Annotated in this window: 20 protein-coding genes; 1 reads left to right on the top strand and 19 read right to left on the bottom strand. The window is 72.5% G+C overall.

Annotated elements, in window-relative coordinates; translation table 11 throughout:
- Nucleotides 1-16 precede the first annotated feature (16 nt).
- The 11 genes from lgt to hisI all read right to left on the bottom strand — a co-directional run bounded on the left by lgt (nucleotide 17) and on the right by hisI (nucleotide 8,938).
- The gene (lgt, locus tag OG956_RS27280) at nucleotides 17-985 is read right to left on the bottom strand and encodes a prolipoprotein diacylglyceryl transferase (protein WP_330340643.1); all 969 of its coding nucleotides are present in this window, start codon (nucleotides 983-985) and stop codon (nucleotides 17-19) included.
- A gap of 100 nt (nucleotides 986-1,085) precedes the next feature.
- The gene (locus tag OG956_RS27275) at nucleotides 1,086-1,865 is read right to left on the bottom strand and encodes a DsbA family protein (protein ID WP_330340642.1); all 780 of its coding nucleotides are present in this window, start codon (nucleotides 1,863-1,865) and stop codon (nucleotides 1,086-1,088) included.
- 111 nt (nucleotides 1,866-1,976) lie between these two features.
- Nucleotides 1,977-2,795 (bottom strand): tryptophan synthase subunit alpha, encoded by an 819-nt coding sequence (trpA, locus tag OG956_RS27270; protein ID WP_330340641.1) that lies wholly within the window; start codon nucleotides 2,793-2,795, stop codon nucleotides 1,977-1,979.
- Nucleotides 2,792-4,075 carry a tryptophan synthase subunit beta gene (gene trpB, locus OG956_RS27265; RefSeq protein WP_330340640.1) on the bottom strand — a complete coding sequence of 428 codons (1,284 nt, stop codon included), beginning with the start codon at nucleotides 4,073-4,075 and terminating at the stop codon, nucleotides 2,792-2,794. The genes trpA and trpB overlap by 4 nt, the downstream gene beginning before the upstream one ends.
- Nucleotides 4,076-4,153: 78 nt before the next feature.
- Complete coding sequence (gene trpM, locus OG956_RS40270; protein ID WP_397994334.1) at nucleotides 4,154-4,354, bottom strand: tryptophan biosynthesis modulator TrpM; 201 nt, start codon at nucleotides 4,352-4,354, stop codon at nucleotides 4,154-4,156.
- A gap of 21 nt (nucleotides 4,355-4,375) precedes the next feature.
- Nucleotides 4,376-5,185, bottom strand: coding sequence for an indole-3-glycerol phosphate synthase TrpC (gene trpC / locus OG956_RS27260; RefSeq protein ID WP_330340639.1), 810 nt, complete (start codon nucleotides 5,183-5,185; stop codon nucleotides 4,376-4,378).
- A 143-nt stretch (nucleotides 5,186-5,328) separates the two neighbouring features.
- Nucleotides 5,329-5,781 carry a DUF2752 domain-containing protein gene (locus tag OG956_RS27255; protein WP_330340638.1) on the bottom strand — a complete coding sequence of 151 codons (453 nt, stop codon included), beginning with the start codon at nucleotides 5,779-5,781 and terminating at the stop codon, nucleotides 5,329-5,331.
- Between the two features lie 127 nt (nucleotides 5,782-5,908).
- A complete protein-coding gene (locus OG956_RS27250; protein ID WP_330340637.1) occupies nucleotides 5,909-6,169 on the bottom strand; it encodes an HGxxPAAW family protein in 261 nt (86 codons plus the stop codon).
- Between the two features lie 167 nt (nucleotides 6,170-6,336).
- Complete coding sequence (locus OG956_RS27245; RefSeq protein ID WP_330340636.1) at nucleotides 6,337-6,975, bottom strand: TIGR02234 family membrane protein; 639 nt, start codon at nucleotides 6,973-6,975, stop codon at nucleotides 6,337-6,339.
- Between the two features lie 71 nt (nucleotides 6,976-7,046).
- The gene (locus tag OG956_RS27240; protein WP_330340635.1) at nucleotides 7,047-8,525 is read right to left on the bottom strand and encodes an anthranilate synthase component I; all 1,479 of its coding nucleotides are present in this window, start codon (nucleotides 8,523-8,525) and stop codon (nucleotides 7,047-7,049) included.
- An 11-nt stretch (nucleotides 8,526-8,536) separates the two neighbouring features.
- On the bottom strand, nucleotides 8,537-8,938 hold the full coding sequence (gene hisI / locus OG956_RS27235) for a phosphoribosyl-AMP cyclohydrolase (protein WP_330340634.1): 402 nt from the start codon (nucleotides 8,936-8,938) through the stop codon (nucleotides 8,537-8,539).
- Between the two features lie 83 nt (nucleotides 8,939-9,021).
- Here hisI and OG956_RS27230 point away from each other — a divergent pair, with 83 nt between their 5' ends.
- Nucleotides 9,022-9,657: a TIGR03085 family metal-binding protein gene (locus OG956_RS27230; protein WP_330340633.1), complete on the top strand. Its 636-nt coding sequence runs from the start codon at nucleotides 9,022-9,024 to the stop codon at nucleotides 9,655-9,657.
- Between the two features lie 22 nt (nucleotides 9,658-9,679).
- Here OG956_RS27230 and OG956_RS27225 read toward each other — a convergent pair whose 3' ends face one another.
- The 8 genes from OG956_RS27225 to hisB form a co-directional block, all read right to left on the bottom strand.
- Nucleotides 9,680-10,912 carry an MFS transporter gene (locus tag OG956_RS27225; protein WP_330340632.1) on the bottom strand — a complete coding sequence of 411 codons (1,233 nt, stop codon included), beginning with the start codon at nucleotides 10,910-10,912 and terminating at the stop codon, nucleotides 9,680-9,682.
- Between the two features lie 14 nt (nucleotides 10,913-10,926).
- Nucleotides 10,927-11,514 carry a helix-turn-helix domain-containing protein gene (locus tag OG956_RS27220; RefSeq protein WP_330340631.1) on the bottom strand — a complete coding sequence of 196 codons (588 nt, stop codon included), beginning with the start codon at nucleotides 11,512-11,514 and terminating at the stop codon, nucleotides 10,927-10,929.
- Nucleotides 11,515-11,599: 85 nt separating this feature from the next.
- Nucleotides 11,600-12,355, bottom strand: a complete 756-nt coding sequence (gene hisF, locus OG956_RS27215) for an imidazole glycerol phosphate synthase subunit HisF (protein WP_330340630.1) — start codon at nucleotides 12,353-12,355, stop codon at nucleotides 11,600-11,602.
- A 6-nt stretch (nucleotides 12,356-12,361) separates the two neighbouring features.
- The gene (locus OG956_RS27210; protein WP_330340629.1) at nucleotides 12,362-12,754 is read right to left on the bottom strand and encodes a RidA family protein; all 393 of its coding nucleotides are present in this window, start codon (nucleotides 12,752-12,754) and stop codon (nucleotides 12,362-12,364) included.
- Nucleotides 12,751-13,476, bottom strand: coding sequence for a bifunctional 1-(5-phosphoribosyl)-5-((5-phosphoribosylamino)methylideneamino)imidazole-4-carboxamide isomerase/phosphoribosylanthranilate isomerase PriA (gene priA / locus OG956_RS27205; RefSeq protein ID WP_330340628.1), 726 nt, complete (start codon nucleotides 13,474-13,476; stop codon nucleotides 12,751-12,753). The genes OG956_RS27210 and priA overlap by 4 nt, the downstream gene beginning before the upstream one ends.
- 4 nt (nucleotides 13,477-13,480) lie before the next feature.
- Nucleotides 13,481-14,125, bottom strand: coding sequence for an imidazole glycerol phosphate synthase subunit HisH (gene hisH, locus OG956_RS27200; RefSeq protein ID WP_330340627.1), 645 nt, complete (start codon nucleotides 14,123-14,125; stop codon nucleotides 13,481-13,483).
- The gene (locus tag OG956_RS27195) at nucleotides 14,116-14,280 is read right to left on the bottom strand and encodes a hypothetical protein (protein ID WP_330340626.1); all 165 of its coding nucleotides are present in this window, start codon (nucleotides 14,278-14,280) and stop codon (nucleotides 14,116-14,118) included. The genes hisH and OG956_RS27195 overlap by 10 nt, the downstream gene beginning before the upstream one ends.
- 4 nt (nucleotides 14,281-14,284) lie before the next feature.
- On the bottom strand, nucleotides 14,285-14,878 hold the full coding sequence (gene hisB / locus OG956_RS27190) for an imidazoleglycerol-phosphate dehydratase HisB (RefSeq protein ID WP_030783530.1): 594 nt from the start codon (nucleotides 14,876-14,878) through the stop codon (nucleotides 14,285-14,287).
- Nucleotides 14,879-14,881: the final 3 nt, after the last annotated feature.

Below are 14,881 nucleotides of genomic sequence, written 5' to 3'. Positions count from 1 at the left end.
GTCGTAGCGCGGGCGGTCAGCTCTTCTTCGTCGCCGACTCGGGCTCGTCCTTCGCCTCCGCCGGCTCCACCGGCTCCACCTGCTCCGCGGCCTCCGGCTCGGCCTTCTTCTCCTCCGCCTTCTCTTCCGCGTCGGCGGCGTCCGGCGTCTCACCGGCCGTCTCGGAGACCGCCTCGGGTTCCACCACGGCTTCCCTGCCCGGCCGCTTCTTCGACGACACCACGATGTACGCCACCGCCGCGAGGAACACGAGCATCGCGGTCCAGTCGTTCAGGCGGAGGCCCAGGATGTGGTGGGCGTCGTCCACGCGCATGTACTCGATCCAGCCGCGGCCCACGCAGTACGCGGCGACGTACAGGGCGAACGCCCGGCCGTGCCCCAGTGTGAAGCGGCGGTCGGCCCAGATCACCAGCAGGGCCACGCCGATGCACCACAGGGACTCGTACAGGAAGGTCGGGTGGTAGTAGCCCGGCACCCGGCCGCCCTCGGAGGAGGTGATGTGCAGCGCCCAGGGAACATGGGTCTCCCGGCCGTACAGCTCCTGGTTGAACCAGTTGCCCCAGCGGCCGATGGCCTGCGCGAACGCGATGCCGGGTGCGACGGCGTCCGCGTACGCCGGCATCGGGATGCCGCGGCGGCGCGCGCCGATCCACGCGCCGAGCGCGCCGAGCGCGATCGCGCCCCAGATGCCCAGGCCGCCCTGCCACACCTTGAAGGCGTCCACCCAGTCACGGCCGGGGCTGAAGTACAGCTCGTAGTCCGTGATCACGTGGTACAGCCGGCCGCCGACCAGGCCGAACGGCACAGCCCAGACCGCGATGTCGGCGACCGTCCCGGCCCGCCCGCCGCGGGCGATCCAGCGCTTGTTGCCGAGCCAGACGGCGACGAAGACGCCGATGATGATGCAGAAGGCGTAGCCGCGCAGCGGGATGGGGCCGAGGTACAGCACCCCGCGCGACGGGCTGGGAATGTAGGCAAGTTCCATGGCAGGTCCGACGCTACCGTGCCGGGCCGTGGTGGCGGCAAGCAGCCCGGCTACGGGTGCATAACGGGGGCGTGTGAAAAGGGCCCCGCACGGAGGGTCCTCACCGGCGGTCCGCCGCCTCCACCATCTGCTTGAGCTTGGCCGGGGTCATCGTCTGGCCCTGGTAGATGTTCTTGCCGTTGAGCAGGACCGCGGGCGTGCCGGTGAAGCCGCTGGACTGGAACGCCTTGTGGGACTTGGCCACCCAGCTGTCGTGGGTGCCGTCGTCGACGCACTTCCGGAAGGCGGGCGTGTCCAGGCCGCCGACCTTGCCGGCCAGCTCGATGAGTTTGTCGTCGCTGCTGAAGGCGTCGTCGGACTCCTTGGGCTGGTTCGCGTACAGCACGTCGTGGTAGTCGCGGAACTTTCCGGCGTCTTGGGCGCACGCCGCGGCGTTGGCCCCGCGCAGGGAGCCGGTGCCGCCGAGGTTGCCGTCGATCAGCCGGACCAGGTGGTACTCGATTCTGAGCTTGCCGGAGTCGGCCAGTTCGTGGAGCGTGGGGCGGTAGGCGGTCTCGAAGGCCTGGCAGGCCGGGCAGCGGACGTCCTCCCAGACGGTGAGCGTGGACTTGGCGCCGTCCTTGCCGACCGGGATCGCGAGACCGTCCTTGCCCTGCGCTCCCGAGGGCGCCACGACCGGGCCCGCCGCCTTCTCACCGCCCTTGTCCTTGCCGGCGTTCGCGGCGACGACGCCGATGACCGCCGCGAGGCCCAGGACGCAGACGACGCTCGCGCCCACGATCAGCGTGCGCCGACGCTTCTCCGCGGCCTTCTGCTTCTCGCGCTCGACCGCCAGCCGCTCCCGGGCCGCGCGCTTTCCCTCATGGTTCTTCTCGCTCACACCCCCAGAACGAACCGGGGAGGCACAGCGCGCCTCCCCGGTCCCAGGTCCACCCGTTCGAGTGACCGGATGTTCCGACAGGGGTGTTCTGATAGGGAAAGTGACCTGCGGTTACGCCTGTCCGCGCACGCCCTTGGCCAGCTCCCCGGCCAGCTCGCGGACCGCCTCGACGCCGGTCGCGTGGTCGGGGGCGTCCAGCATCCGCTTCACGAAGGCCGAGCCGACGATCACGCCGTCGGCGAAACCGGCGACCTCGGCGGCCTGCGCGCCGTTGGAGACGCCGAGGCCGACGCAGACGGGCAGCTCGGTGCCGGTGGCGCGGGTGCGCTCGACCAGGTTCTGGGCCTGCGCGCCGACGGATTCCCGGGTGCCGGTGACGCCCATCAGCGAGGCGGCGTAGACGAAGCCGCTGCCCGCCGCGGTGATCTGGGCGAGCCGCTCGTCCTTGCTGCTCGGCGCCACGACGAAGACGGTCGCCAGACCGTGCTTCTCGGCGTGCTCCCGCCACAGCGCCGACTCCTGCACGGGCAGGTCGGGCAGGATGCAGCCCGCGCCGCCCGCCTCGGCCAGCTCGGCGGTGAACCGCTCGACGCCGTAGCGGTCGATGGGGTTCCAGTACGTCATGACGAGCACCGGCTTGCCGGTGGCGTCGTGGACCTCGCGGACCGTGCGCATGACGTCGGCGATCCTGACGCCGCCGCGCAGGGCGATGTCGTCGGCGGTCTGGATGACCGGGCCGTCGAGGACGGGGTCGCTGTGCGGCAGACCGACCTCCACGACGTCCGCGCCGCCGTCGAAGACGGCCTTGATCGCCTCGATGCCGCCGTCCACGGTCGGGAACCCGGCCGGGAGGTAGGCGATGAGCGCGGACCGGCCCTCGGCCTTCGCGCCCGCGAGGGTGTCGGTCAGCAGCCGGATGTTCCCGCTCACTTGGCGTCCCCCTCGATCTCGGCGGTGTCGGTCTCGTCAGCGGCCACCTCGGCGTCGGTGTCGTACAGGCCGAAGTAGCGCGCTGCGGTGTCCATGTCCTTGTCACCGCGACCGGACAGGTTGACGACGATCAGCCCGTCCGGGCCCAGCTCCCTGCCGACCTCCAGCGCGCCGGCGAGGGCGTGGGCGCTCTCGATGGCCGGGATGATGCCCTCGGTGCGCGACAGCAGGCGCAGGGCCTGCATGGCCGCGTCGTCGGTGACCGCGCGGTACTCGCCGCGGCCGGTGTCCTTGAGGTAGGAGTGCTCGGGGCCGATGCCCGGGTAGTCCAGACCGGCCGAGATGGAGTACGGCTCGGTGATCTGGCCCTCGTCGTCCTGCAGGACGTAGGAGCGGGAGCCGTGCAGGATGCCCGGCTCGCCCGCGGTCAGGGTGGCGGCGTGCTCGCCGGTCTCGATGCCGTGCCCGGCGGGCTCGCAGCCGATGAGCCGTACGCCCTCGTCGGGGATGAAGGCGTGGAAGAGGCCGATGGCGTTGGAGCCGCCGCCGACGCAGGCGATCGCGGCGTCGGGCAGCCGGCCGGCGCGCTCCAGGAGCTGGCGGCGGGCCTCGACGCCGATCACGCGGTGGAAGTCGCGGACCATGGCCGGGAAGGGGTGCGGCCCGGCGACGGTCCCGAACAGGTAGTGGGTGTGGTCGACGTTGGCGACCCAGTCGCGGAACGCCTCGTTGATGGCGTCCTTCAGGGTGCGGCTGCCGGACTTCACGGCGACGACCTCGGCGCCGAGCATCCGCATCCGGGCCACGTTCAGGGCCTGCCGCCTGGTGTCGATCTCGCCCATGTAGATGGTGCAGTCGAGGCCGAACAGCGCGCAGGCGGTGGCGGTGGCGACGCCGTGCTGTCCGGCGCCGGTCTCCGCGATGACGCGGGTCTTGCCCATGCGCTTGGTGAGCAGCGCCTGGCCGAGAACGTTGTTGATCTTGTGGGAGCCGGTGTGGTTGAGATCCTCGCGCTTGAGGAAGACGCGGGCGCCGCCGGCGTGTTCGGCGAACCGGGGGACCTCGGTGAGCGCCGACGGGCGGCCGGTGTAGTTGACCAGCAGGTCGTCGAGCTCGCGGGCGAACTCGGGGTCCTGCTTGGCCTTGTCGTACTCGACGGCGACCTCGTCCACGGCGGCGACGAGGGCCTCCGGGATGAACTTGCCGCCGAACACCCCGAAGTAGCCTTCGGGGCTTGGGACCTGACCCTCCGGGTCGGGGTGGAAGAAGGTGCTGGGCATGCCGAAACCTCACGGTGAGTGCGTGTGAAAAGACACTGTTCGCCGTGGGGGCGGGGATGGTCCGTTGGCTGCGGGCTGTCAGTGGTTGCGCGCGCAGTTCCCCGCGCCCCTACAGGTCGGCTGCTGCCATCGCATGCCATTGACTTGCCCGGGCTCATCGCCGATGACGTACCGCACCCGGCGGCCGTGGACACGCCTCGCCGGGGCGCGGCAGCCCCTCGGGCGGCAGCCGCGCGCCAGGCGGGCGTACCGGTCCACGGTCGTCATGGTGGGAGTCATCGGGGTCAGCTTAGCGGGTGATCAGCTCCGGCCGTGCCGCAACGCGGGGTGTTCGCCCGCGGCGACCAGGTCGGCGACGGCGGTCTTCGGGTCGCGGCCGGTGACCAGGGACTCGCCGACCAGGACCGCGTCGGCGCCGGCGTTGGCGTAGGCGATCAGGTCGTGCGGGCCGCGGACGCCGGACTCGGCGACCTTGACGAGGTGGCCGGGGATCTCCGGGGCGACCCGCTCGAACGTGCCGCGGTCGACCTCCAGCGTCTTCAGGTTGCGCGCGTTGACGCCGATGACCTTGGCGCCCGCGTCCACGGCCCGCTCCACCTCGTCCTCGTCGTGCACCTCGACGAGCGGGGTCAGCCCGATCGACTCGGCGCGCTCGATCAGCGACTCCAGGGCCGGCTGGTCCAGGGCGGCCACGATCAGCAGCGCGAGGTCGGCGCCGTACGCGCGTGCCTCCCACAGCTGGTACGACGTGACGATGAAGTCCTTGCGCAGGACCGGGATGTCCACGCGCGCGCGGACGGCCTCCAGGTCGGCCAGCGAGCCGCCGAAGCGGCGCTGTTCGGTGAGGACGGAGATGACGGCCGCGCCGCCCGCCTCGTAGTCCGCGGCCAGTCCGGCCGGGTCGGCGATCGCCGCCAGCGCGCCCTTGGAGGGGCTGGAGCGCTTGACCTCGCAGATCACCTTGACGCCGTCGCCCTTGAGCGCGGCCACCCCGTCCTTCGCGGCGGGGGCCTTGGCCGCGCGCTCCTTGAGCTCGTCGAGGCTGACGCGTGCCTGCCGCTCCGCGAGGTCGGCACGGACGCCGTCGATGATCTCGTCGAGCACACTCACGCGAGCGGCCCCCTTTCAGACGGAGGTTCCTTCGGGTTCCTTCAGGTGGTGAAACCCGTGGTCATTGCGATGGTATCCGGAGGTGTGGCCGGCTCCCGCATCCGGTGGACGCCGGTCCCAGTACCTGGACGTTCCGCCGATGATCAAGGATGCAACCAGCCACCGGACGGCAGGTTCCGGACAACCGTGAACACCAGCAGCAGCGCGCCGACCGCCCACATCGGCGCCGGCCGCAGCTCCAGCCGGAACGGCAGGCCCCGCACCGCGCGGACCACCCATACGGTCCACAGCACGGCGAAGCCCAGACAGGCGGCCACGCCCAGCGCGTTGTCCCGCAGGGCGGCGAGCAGGTCGCCGTGGACGAGGGCGTGCGCGCTGCGCAGCCCGCCGCAGCCCGGGCAGTACAGGCCGGTGAGCCGGTACAGGGGGCACACCGGGTAGTGACCCGGCTGGTTCGGGTCGACGGCCCCGACGTACGCGAAGGCGCCGGCGACGGCCGCGAGCAGCCCCGCGGGGACGGCGAGCCGCCGCCGCGCGGTGGCTTGGGGGGCCGGTGGTGCGACCGTGGACGGGGCCGGGCACGTGTCGGGGTTCACCCCAGCATTGTCCCCTGCGATCCGATGCCCCGCGCGCCGGTGTGCGAAGGGGGCCGGGAGACGCCGAGGGGCGGCCCGCACCCTGTGCGGGTGCCGGGCCGCCCCTCGGCGGAAGCCGGGTGCGCGGTCAGCTCTCCACGCCGGCCGGCTCGCGGGTCGCGGCGGGGGCGCCGGTGACCTTGAGCGGCTTGGGGTTCTGGCCGAGGCCCATGGCGCGCATGATGCCGCCGACCACCGCGCCGCCGACGATGAGCACCATGCCGGCCCAGAAGCCGACGGGCTGGGCCATCACCATGAAGGCGCCCGCTACGCAGAAACCGATGAAGGAAATGATGACACCGGTCCAGGCGGCCGGGGTGTGACCGTGGCCGTGGCTGCTGCCCGCCATGTCTGTGCTCCTCGTTGCTGAGTACGTGTCCAGGGGAGCGTCGTACGTGACGTACGGCTCCGAGCCCGTCCGTCGCTGACCGAGCCGGACGCTCGCGTCCATTGTCCCGTACGCGCGCGTGCGCCGGACGCGGGGGTGGCGTCTGGTTCGCCACACCCTGCCCGGGGTCAGGAACCGGTCGGGTCCTCGCCCCGGTCCAGGGCCTTCCAGAGTTCCTCGGGGCGCTCCGGGTCGACCGGGCGCGCGGTGCGGCGGGGGCGGTCGGCGCCGCGCTCGTAGCGGCCGGACATCGCGGGCCAGCGGTTGCCGAAGCGCAGCGCGAGCAGGCCGGCCAGCAGGATCAGCGCGCCGCCGGCGGCCGCGACATAGGGCCAGCCGGTGTGGCTGAGCGCGGCGACGGTGGCGGAGGTGTCGCCGCTCGCCTGGGCCGCCTTCTCGTCCAGCGCGGAGCTGTCGGAGGCGGCCACGAGAGCGGCGGCCACGATGCCCGCGCCGGACAGGGCGAGCAGCGCGGCGACGAGGAGCCGGCCGGCCCTGCGGACCGCGAAGACGGCGACGAGCGCGGCGAGGCCCACGATCGCGAGGGCCGCGGGGACGCCCGTGACGTCGCTGCCCCTGGCGGTCAGCGGGAAGGTTCCGCCGGCCACCGTCGCGGTGCCCTCCGCCCAGCGCTGCCGGGTCGCGAGCAGGGCCACGGCCGCGCCGAGCGCACCGCACAGGAGGGCCACGGCGAGGCTCCGGCGGCCGGACCGGGCGGGACCGGCGGCTTCGGTACGGGGGTGAGGTACGGCAGTCACGTAGTCCACTATCGCCTGAACCCCGGGCGAACCGTCACCCGGGGTTCGTATGACAAGCGTCCTATGTGCCGGAAAGGCGCCTACCTGCCGAGCCGGTTGGCCGTGTGCACCGCGCGGAGCACCGCCGCCGCCTTGTTGCGGCACTCCTGGTCCTCGGCGACCGGGTCGGAGTCGGCGACGATGCCGGCGCCCGCCTGGACGTACGCGGTGCCGTCGCGCAGCAGGGCCGTACGGATGGCGATCGCGGTGTCGGAGTCGCCGGCGAAGTCCAGATAGCCGACGCAGCCGCCGTACAGGCCGCGCCGGGACGGCTCCAGTTCGTCGATGATCTGCATCGCGCGGGGCTTGGGGGCGCCGGAGAGGGTGCCCGCGGGGAAGCAGGCGGTGAGCACGTCGAAGGCGGTGCGGCCCTCGGCCACCTTGCCGGTGACGGTGGAGACGATGTGCATGACGTGCGAATAGCGCTCGATGGACATGAAGTCGACCACCTCCACCGAGCCGGGCTCGCAGACCCGGCCGAGGTCGTTGCGCCCGAGGTCGACCAGCATCAGGTGCTCGGCACGCTCCTTGGGGTCGGCGAGCAGTTCCTCGGCGAGGGCCTGGTCCTCCTGCGGAGTGGCGCCGCGGGGCCGGGTGCCGGCGATGGGGTGGACCATCGCCCGGCCGTCCTCGACCTTGACCAGGGCCTCGGGGGAGGAGCCGACGACGTCGAAGCCGTCGAAGCGGAACAGGTACATGTACGGCGACGGGTTGGTGGCCCGCAGCACCCGGTAGACGTCCAGGGCGCTCGCCGTGCACGGGGTCTCGAAGCGCTGGGAGGGCACGACCTGGAAGGCCTCGCCCGCGCGGATGCGCTCCTTGATGTCCTCGACGGCCGCCTGGAAGTCGGGGCCGCCCCACAGCGCGGTGTACTCGGGCAGCTCGGACGGCGGCAGCGCGGCCGGGGGCTGGGCGACCGCGCGCGTCAGGTCGGCCTCCATGGCGTCCAGCCGGGCGACGGCGTCGGCGTAGGCCTCGTCGACGCCGGTGTCGAGGTCGTTGTGGTTGATCGCGTTGGCGATCAGCAGGACCGAGCCCTCCCAGTGGTCCATCACGGCGAGGTCGCTGGTCAGGAGCATGGTCAGCTCGGGGAGCCTCAGGTCGTCGCGCTCGCCGGGGCCGATCTTCTCCAGGCGGCGGACGATGTCGTAGCCCAGGTAGCCGACCATGCCGCCGGTGAAGGGCGGCAGGCCTTCCTGCTGCGGCGTGTGCAGGGCCTGGACGGTGGCGCGCAGGGCCTGCAGCGGATCGCCGTCCACGGGCACGCCGACCGGTGGGGTGCCGAGCCAGTGGGCCTGTCCGTCGCGCTCGGTCAGGGTCCCGGCGGAGCGGACGCCGACGAAGGAGTACCGGGACCAGGAGCGGCCGTTCTCCGCGGACTCCAGCAGGAAGGTGCCGGGGCGCTCGGCGGCCAGCTTGCGGTAGAGCGCGACCGGGGTGTCGCCGTCGGCGAGGAGCTTGCGCGTGACGGGGATGACGCGCCGGTCGGTGGCGAGCTTGCGGAAGGTCTCGAGGTCCATGGCCGCTGACCTTACTGATCCGAGCCTGCGGGAGCGGCGGAGGCGTCCTTGAGGAGCACGTCCTCGTCGAAGCAGGTGCGCGCGCCGGTGTGGCAGGCCGCGCCCACCTGGTCGACCTTGACCAGCACGGTGTCGGCGTCGCAGTCCAGCGCGACCGACTTCACCCACTGGACGTGGCCGGAGGTGTCGCCCTTGACCCAGTACTCCTGGCGGCTGCGCGACCAGTAGGTGCAGCGGCCGGTGGTCAGGGTGCGGTGCAGCGCCTCGTCGTCCATCCAGCCGAGCATGAGCACCTCTCCGGTGTCGTACTGCTGGGCGATGGCGGGCAGGAGACCGTCGGCGCTGCGCTTGAGGCGGGCGGCGATCTCCGGGTCGAGGCTGCTGGGCCGGGGAGTCCCGGTCGTACTGGTCATGGGTGCCATTGTGCCGCGCGGACAGGACGGCGCCGGCGCCGTGTCCACTGCGCGGACTGGCCGGCTGGTCGTAGGCTGAGGGCATGTCGACCTTCGCCAAGCGTGAACGGCTGCTGTTCGCCGACCTCTTGGAAACCGTCGGTCCGGACGCCGAGACCCTCTGCGAGGGCTGGCGGACCCGGGACCTGGCCGCGCATGTGGTCGTGCGCGAGCGCCGCCCGGACGCGGCGGGGGGCTCGCTGATCAAGCAGCTCGCGCCGCGCCTGGAGAAGGTGATGGCCGAGTACACCGCGAAGCCGTACGAGGAGCTGATCCAGCTGATCCGTACCGGCCCGCCGCGGTTCTCGCCGTTCCAGCTCAAGCAGATCGACGAGGCGGCGAACACCGTCGAGTTCTACGTCCACACCGAGGACGTCCGCCGCGCGCAGCCGGAGTGGGCGCCGCGCGAGCTGGACCCGGTCTTCCAGGACGCCCTGTGGTCGCGGCTGGAGCGCACGGCGCGGCTGGTGGCCCGGGGGGTGCCGACCGGTCTGGTGCTGCGCCGCCCGGACGGGCAGACGGCGGTGGCACACCGGGGCGCGCCGGTGGTGACGGTGACCGGCGAGCCGTCGGAGCTGCTGATGTACGCGTTCGGCCGGCAGGACGCGGCCAAGGTGGACGTGCAGGGCGACGCGGACGCGATCGCCAAGCTGCACGAGTCGAAGCAGCTGGGCATCTGAGCGGGCCGGGGACGGCGTTCGGTCAGCCGGGGAGTTCCGCGCGGCGCAGGGCCGGTACGACGAGGGCGACGACCCCGCCGAGGCCGCAGACGGCGGCGCTGACGGCGTAGACCGGGCGGAGCCCCCAGGTGCCGGCCGCGGCGGCCGCGAACGGCATGCTGAGCGGGGTCAGACCGAGGCTGACCAGGCTGGATACGGCGGTGACGCGGCCCAGGTACGCCGGGTCGGTCTGGGTCTGGAGCAGGGCGCCGCACAGGGCGCCGCTGAGCCCGGTGAGCAGGCCGACGAGCACGGCGGTGGCGACGGCCGCGAGCAGTGTGGGCACGAACGCGAGGGCGCCGACGGCCACGGCCCCCACCGCGCAGGTCCACCCGGTGACCAGCCCGGCGCGCGGCAGCCGTCCCCGTACCGTCAGCAGCAGCGAGGCCGCTCCGGCGCCGGTCCCGAACCCTGCCAGCACCCAGCCCATCCCGGCGGCGCCCCAGCCGCGCCGGTCGGCGAGCAGGGTCAGCCCGACGTTCAGCGGGCCGACGAAACCGAGGTCGCCGAGCGCGATGGCGAGCAGCAGCGGGGCGAGGACGCGGTGGCGGCGGATGTAGCGCAGCCCGGCGCCGAGATCGCTCCAGGCGGTGGTGCCGTTGCCGGGTCCGGGCAGGTGCCGTACCCGCACGGAGAGCAGCAGGGGCACGGAGACGGCGATGAGCAGCCCGGCGAGTGCGAACGCCGCGGCCGCGCCGCCGAGGGCCACGGCCAGGCCGCCCAGCGGGGCGCCGACCACGCTGGAGAGCCGGATGGCCAGGCCCCGCATGCCCTGCACCCGGGCGAGCTGGTCCTGGTCGGTGAGGCGGGCCGGCAGGGCGCCCACGGCGGGCATGAACACGGCGTCGACCGTGCCGAAGACCAGCGCCAGCAGGGCGAGCGGCCAGAGCCCTGGGCTGGTGAGGAACAGCAGCGCGGCCACGGCGAGGACGGCCGCACACCGCACGGCGTCGCTGCCGATGACGACCCGGCGCGGCCCGAACCGGTCGGCGACGACTCCCCCGCCCAGCATCAGCACGGCCCGGGGCAGCGCGCTCGCCGACATCACGAGCCCTGCCTGGGCCGGGGTTCCCGCGCGGACGGCGGCCCAGGACAGGGCGAGGTAGTAGACGCCGTCCCCGAGCATCGAGGACGTGTAGGCGGCGAGCCAGCGCCGCACGTTGGGGTCGCGATGGGCCGGCGGTGCGCTCACCGGCGGCAGGAGCGTGGCGGTCACGCGAGGCGGTCCTTTCAGACGCGGAACGGGAAGCCGTACAGGTGGAGCGCCACGTGCTCTCGCCCCTCGGTCTCGCCCGCGGCCTCGGCGGCCCGGCTCCGCGCGTCGAACCTGCGCAGAAGGGCGTCCAACTCGTCCTTCAGTTCGGTGAGTTCGGCCGGGGTCAGCCGCATCCAGGACTCGGTGTCCAGCGACGCGGTGTTCCACTCGGGCCCCCAGGCGGGATGCTCGTCCAGGTAGCGGCGGTACCGGTCGGCCCGCTGGTCGTGGAAGAGCCGGGTGGCCGCCAGGTGTGCGGCGGCCTTCCCCGGCTCACCCCGGAAGTCCTCGTCCCGGATGGTCACACCGTCCGACGCCGGCTGCCACCAGCGCTCCCGGCCGTCGGCCGTCTGCGGCTCGGCCTCCTCGATCAACCCGTGATCGGCGAGCTTGCGCAGGTGGTAGCTGACCAGGGAGACGGCCTCGTCCACGTGCTCCGCGAGCCGGGAGGCGGTGGCCACCCGCTCCATGCACAGCAACCGGTACAGGTCGGCCCGCAACGGATGCGCGAGAGCCTTGAGTGTCCCCACGTCCGCGATGCGGCGGTTCCCGGTGCTCGCCATGCATCCACCGTAGATACGAAAGAAAAGTTGCACAATAGATGTTGCGCAACTTCCCTTTCGTATCAGGTCTCGGCTCGGCTCGGCGTCACCGCACCGGGTGGCCCGCCTCCCGCAGTGTCTGCTTCACCTCGCCGATGCGCAGGTCGCCGAAGTGGAACACCGACGCGGCGAGCACGGCGTCCGCGCCCGCCTCGATCGCCGGGGGGAAGTCGGCCAGCCGGCCGGCGCCGCCCGAGGCGATGACGGGGACGGTGACGTGCTTGCGGACGGCGGCGATCATCTCCAGGTCGTAGCCGTCCTTCGTGCCGTCGGCGTCCATGGAGTTCAGCAGGATCTCGCCGGCCCCCAGCTCCGCCGCCCGGTGCGCCCACTCCACCGCGTCGATGCCGGTGCCGCGCCGGCCGCCGTGCGTGGTGACCTCGAAGGATCCGGTCGGCGTGCGGCGGGCGTCCACCGACAGCACCAGCACCTGCCGGCCGAAGCGCTCGGCGATCTCACGGATCAGGTCGGGCCGGGCGATGGCGGCGGTGTTCACGCCCACCTTGTCGGCGCCCGCCCGCAGCAGCTTGTCCACGTCCTCGGCCGTGCGGACGCCGCCGCCGACCGTCAGCGGGATGAACACCTGCTCGGCGGTGCGGCGCACCACGTCGTAGGTGGTCTCCCGGTCGCCGGAGGACGCGGTGATGTCCAGGAACGTCAGCTCGTCGGCGCCCTCGGCGTCGTACACCTTGGCCATCTCGACGGGGTCGCCCGCGTCGCGCAGGTTCTGGAAGTTCACGCCCTTGACGACCCGGCCGTTGTCCACGTCCAGGCAGGGGATGACTCGGACCGCCAGGGTCATGACTGCTCAGGCTCCTCTGAATGCTTCGAGTTCTACTTCGACCAGGATCCGCGGATCGACGAACCCCTCCACGACCAGCAGGGTCGACACCGGGCGCACGGAGTCGAAGATCTCCTGGTGCGCCCGGCCCACGGCGTCCACGTCCCGGGCGTGGGTCAGGTACATCCGGGTACGGACGACGGAGCCGACGCCGAGCCCGAACTCGCCGATCGCCTCGAGGGCGCTGGTGAAGGCCACCTTGGCCTGTTCGTACGGGTCGCCCTCGCCGTACAGCACATCGCCCCTGAAGGACGTCGTGCCCGCCACCAGCACCCGGTCGCCCGCCGCGACGGCGCGTGCGAAACCGAAACTCTCTTCCCAGGGACTTCCGCTCTGCACACGCCGCACGGCATCGCTCATGACGACACAGCCTCCAAGGCCTCTTCCAGGGTGAACGCCTTCGCGTACAGCGCCTTCCCGACGATGGCCCCCTCGACACCGAGCGGCACCAGCCCGGCGATGGCGCGCAGGTCGTCCAGGGAGGACACGCCGCCGGAGGCCACGACCGGGCGGTCGGTGGCCGCGCACACGTTCTTCAGCAGCTCCAGGTTCGGGCCCTGGAGGGTGCCGTCCTTGGCGATGTCGGTGACGACGTAGCGGGCGCAGCCCTCCTTGTTCAGGCGCTCCAGCGTCTCGTACAGGTCGCCGCCGTCGCGGGTCCAGCCGCGGCCGCGCAGGGTGGTGCCGCGCACGTCCAGGCCGACGGCGATCTTGTCGCCGTGCTCGGCGATGACCTTGGCGACCCACTCGGGGCTCTCCAGGGCGGCCGTGCCCAGGTTCACCCGGGTGCAGCCGGTGGCCAGGGCGGCGGCCAGCGAGGCGTCGTCGCGGATGCCGCCGGACAGCTCCACCTTGATGTCCATCGCCCGGGTGACCTCGGCGATCAGCTCGCGGTTGTCGCCGGTGCCGAAGGCCGCGTCGAGGTCGACCAGGTGCAGCCACTCGGCGCCCGCGCGCTGCCAGGCGAGGGCGGCCTCGAACGGGGAGCCGTAGGAGGTCTCGGTCCCGGACTCGCCGTGCACGAGGCGTACGGCCTGGCCGTCGCGGACGTCGACGGCGGGGAGGAGTTCGAGCTTGGCCATGTCTCTACAGGGTTCCGATCCAGTTGGTGAGGAGCTGGGCTCCGGCGTCGCCGGACTTCTCGGGGTGGAACTGCGTGGCCCACAGGGCGCCGTTCTCCACGGCGGCGACGAACGGCTTGCCGTGCGTCGACCAGGTCACCTTGGGGGCGTCGATCCGGGGGTTGTGGGCCTCCAGCCGCCAGTCGTGGACGGCGTAGGAGTGCACGAAGTAGAAGCGGGCGTCGGCGTCGAGGCCGGCGAACAGCTGGGAGCCGGCGGGCGCGTCGACGGTGTTCCAGCCCATGTGGGGCACGATCTCGGCCTGGAGCGGCTCGACCGTGCCGGGCCACTCGTCCAGGCCCTCCGCCTCCACGCCGTGCTCGATGCCGCGCGCGAAGAGGATCTGCATGCCGACGCAGATGCCCATGACGGGACGCCCGCCGGACAGCCGGCGGTCGACCACCCAGTCGCCGCGCGCGGCGCGCAGGCCCTGCATGCAGGCGGCGAAGGCGCCGACCCCGGGCACCAGCAGTCCGTCGGCGTTCATGGCCGCGTCGAAGTCACGCGTGATCTCGACGTCGGCGCCCACGCGCGCGAGGGCACGCTCGGCGGAACGGACGTTGCCGAAGCCGTAGTCGAAGACCACGACCTTCTTGCCGGTCAATTCCACACCCCCAGCCGCATGACGCCCGCGACCAGGCACAGGCCCGCACCGATGGAGAGCAGGACGATCAGGCTCGCGGGCATCTTCTGCCGGACGAAGGAGACGATGCCCCCGACCAGGAACAGACCCACGACGATCAGCAGGGAGGAGAGGCTGTTCATGGCTCTACAGCGCGCCCTTCGTGGAGGGGAGGATGCCGGCCGCGCGCGGGTCGCGCTCGGAGGCGTAACGGAGAGCGCGGGCGAGGGCCTTGAACTGGCACTCCACGATGTGGTGCGCGTTGCGCCCGTACGGCACGTGCACGTGCAGGGCGATCTGCGCCTGGGCGACGAAGGACTCCAGGATGTGCCGGGTCATCGTGGTGTCGTACTCGCCGATCATCGGCGCCATGTTCTCGGGCTCGGTGTGCACGAGGTACGGGCGGCCGGACAGGTCGACGGTGACCTGGGCGAGGGACTCGTCCAGCGGGACCGTGCAGTTGCCGAAGCGGTAGATGCCCACCTTGTCGCCGAGCGCCTGCTTGAAGGCGGCGCCGAGCGCGAGGGCGGTGTCCTCGATGGTGTGGTGGGAGTCGATGTGCAGGTCGCCGTCGGTCTTCACGGTCAGGTCGAACAGACCGTGCCGGCCGAGCTGGTCGAGCATGTGGTCGTAGAAGCCGACGCCGGTGGCGATGTCGGTTCTGCCGGTCCCGTCGAGGTCGATCTCGACCAGGACGGAGGTCTCCTTGGTCGTACGCTCCACGCGTCCAACGCGGCTCATGCC

It is taken from the genome of Streptomyces sp. NBC_00557 (assembly GCF_036345995.1).
Classification (GTDB): domain Bacteria; phylum Actinomycetota; class Actinomycetes; order Streptomycetales; family Streptomycetaceae; genus Streptomyces.
Note: the sequence above shows the minus strand (reverse complement) of the source record. Positions and strands in the feature narration are given on the sequence as shown.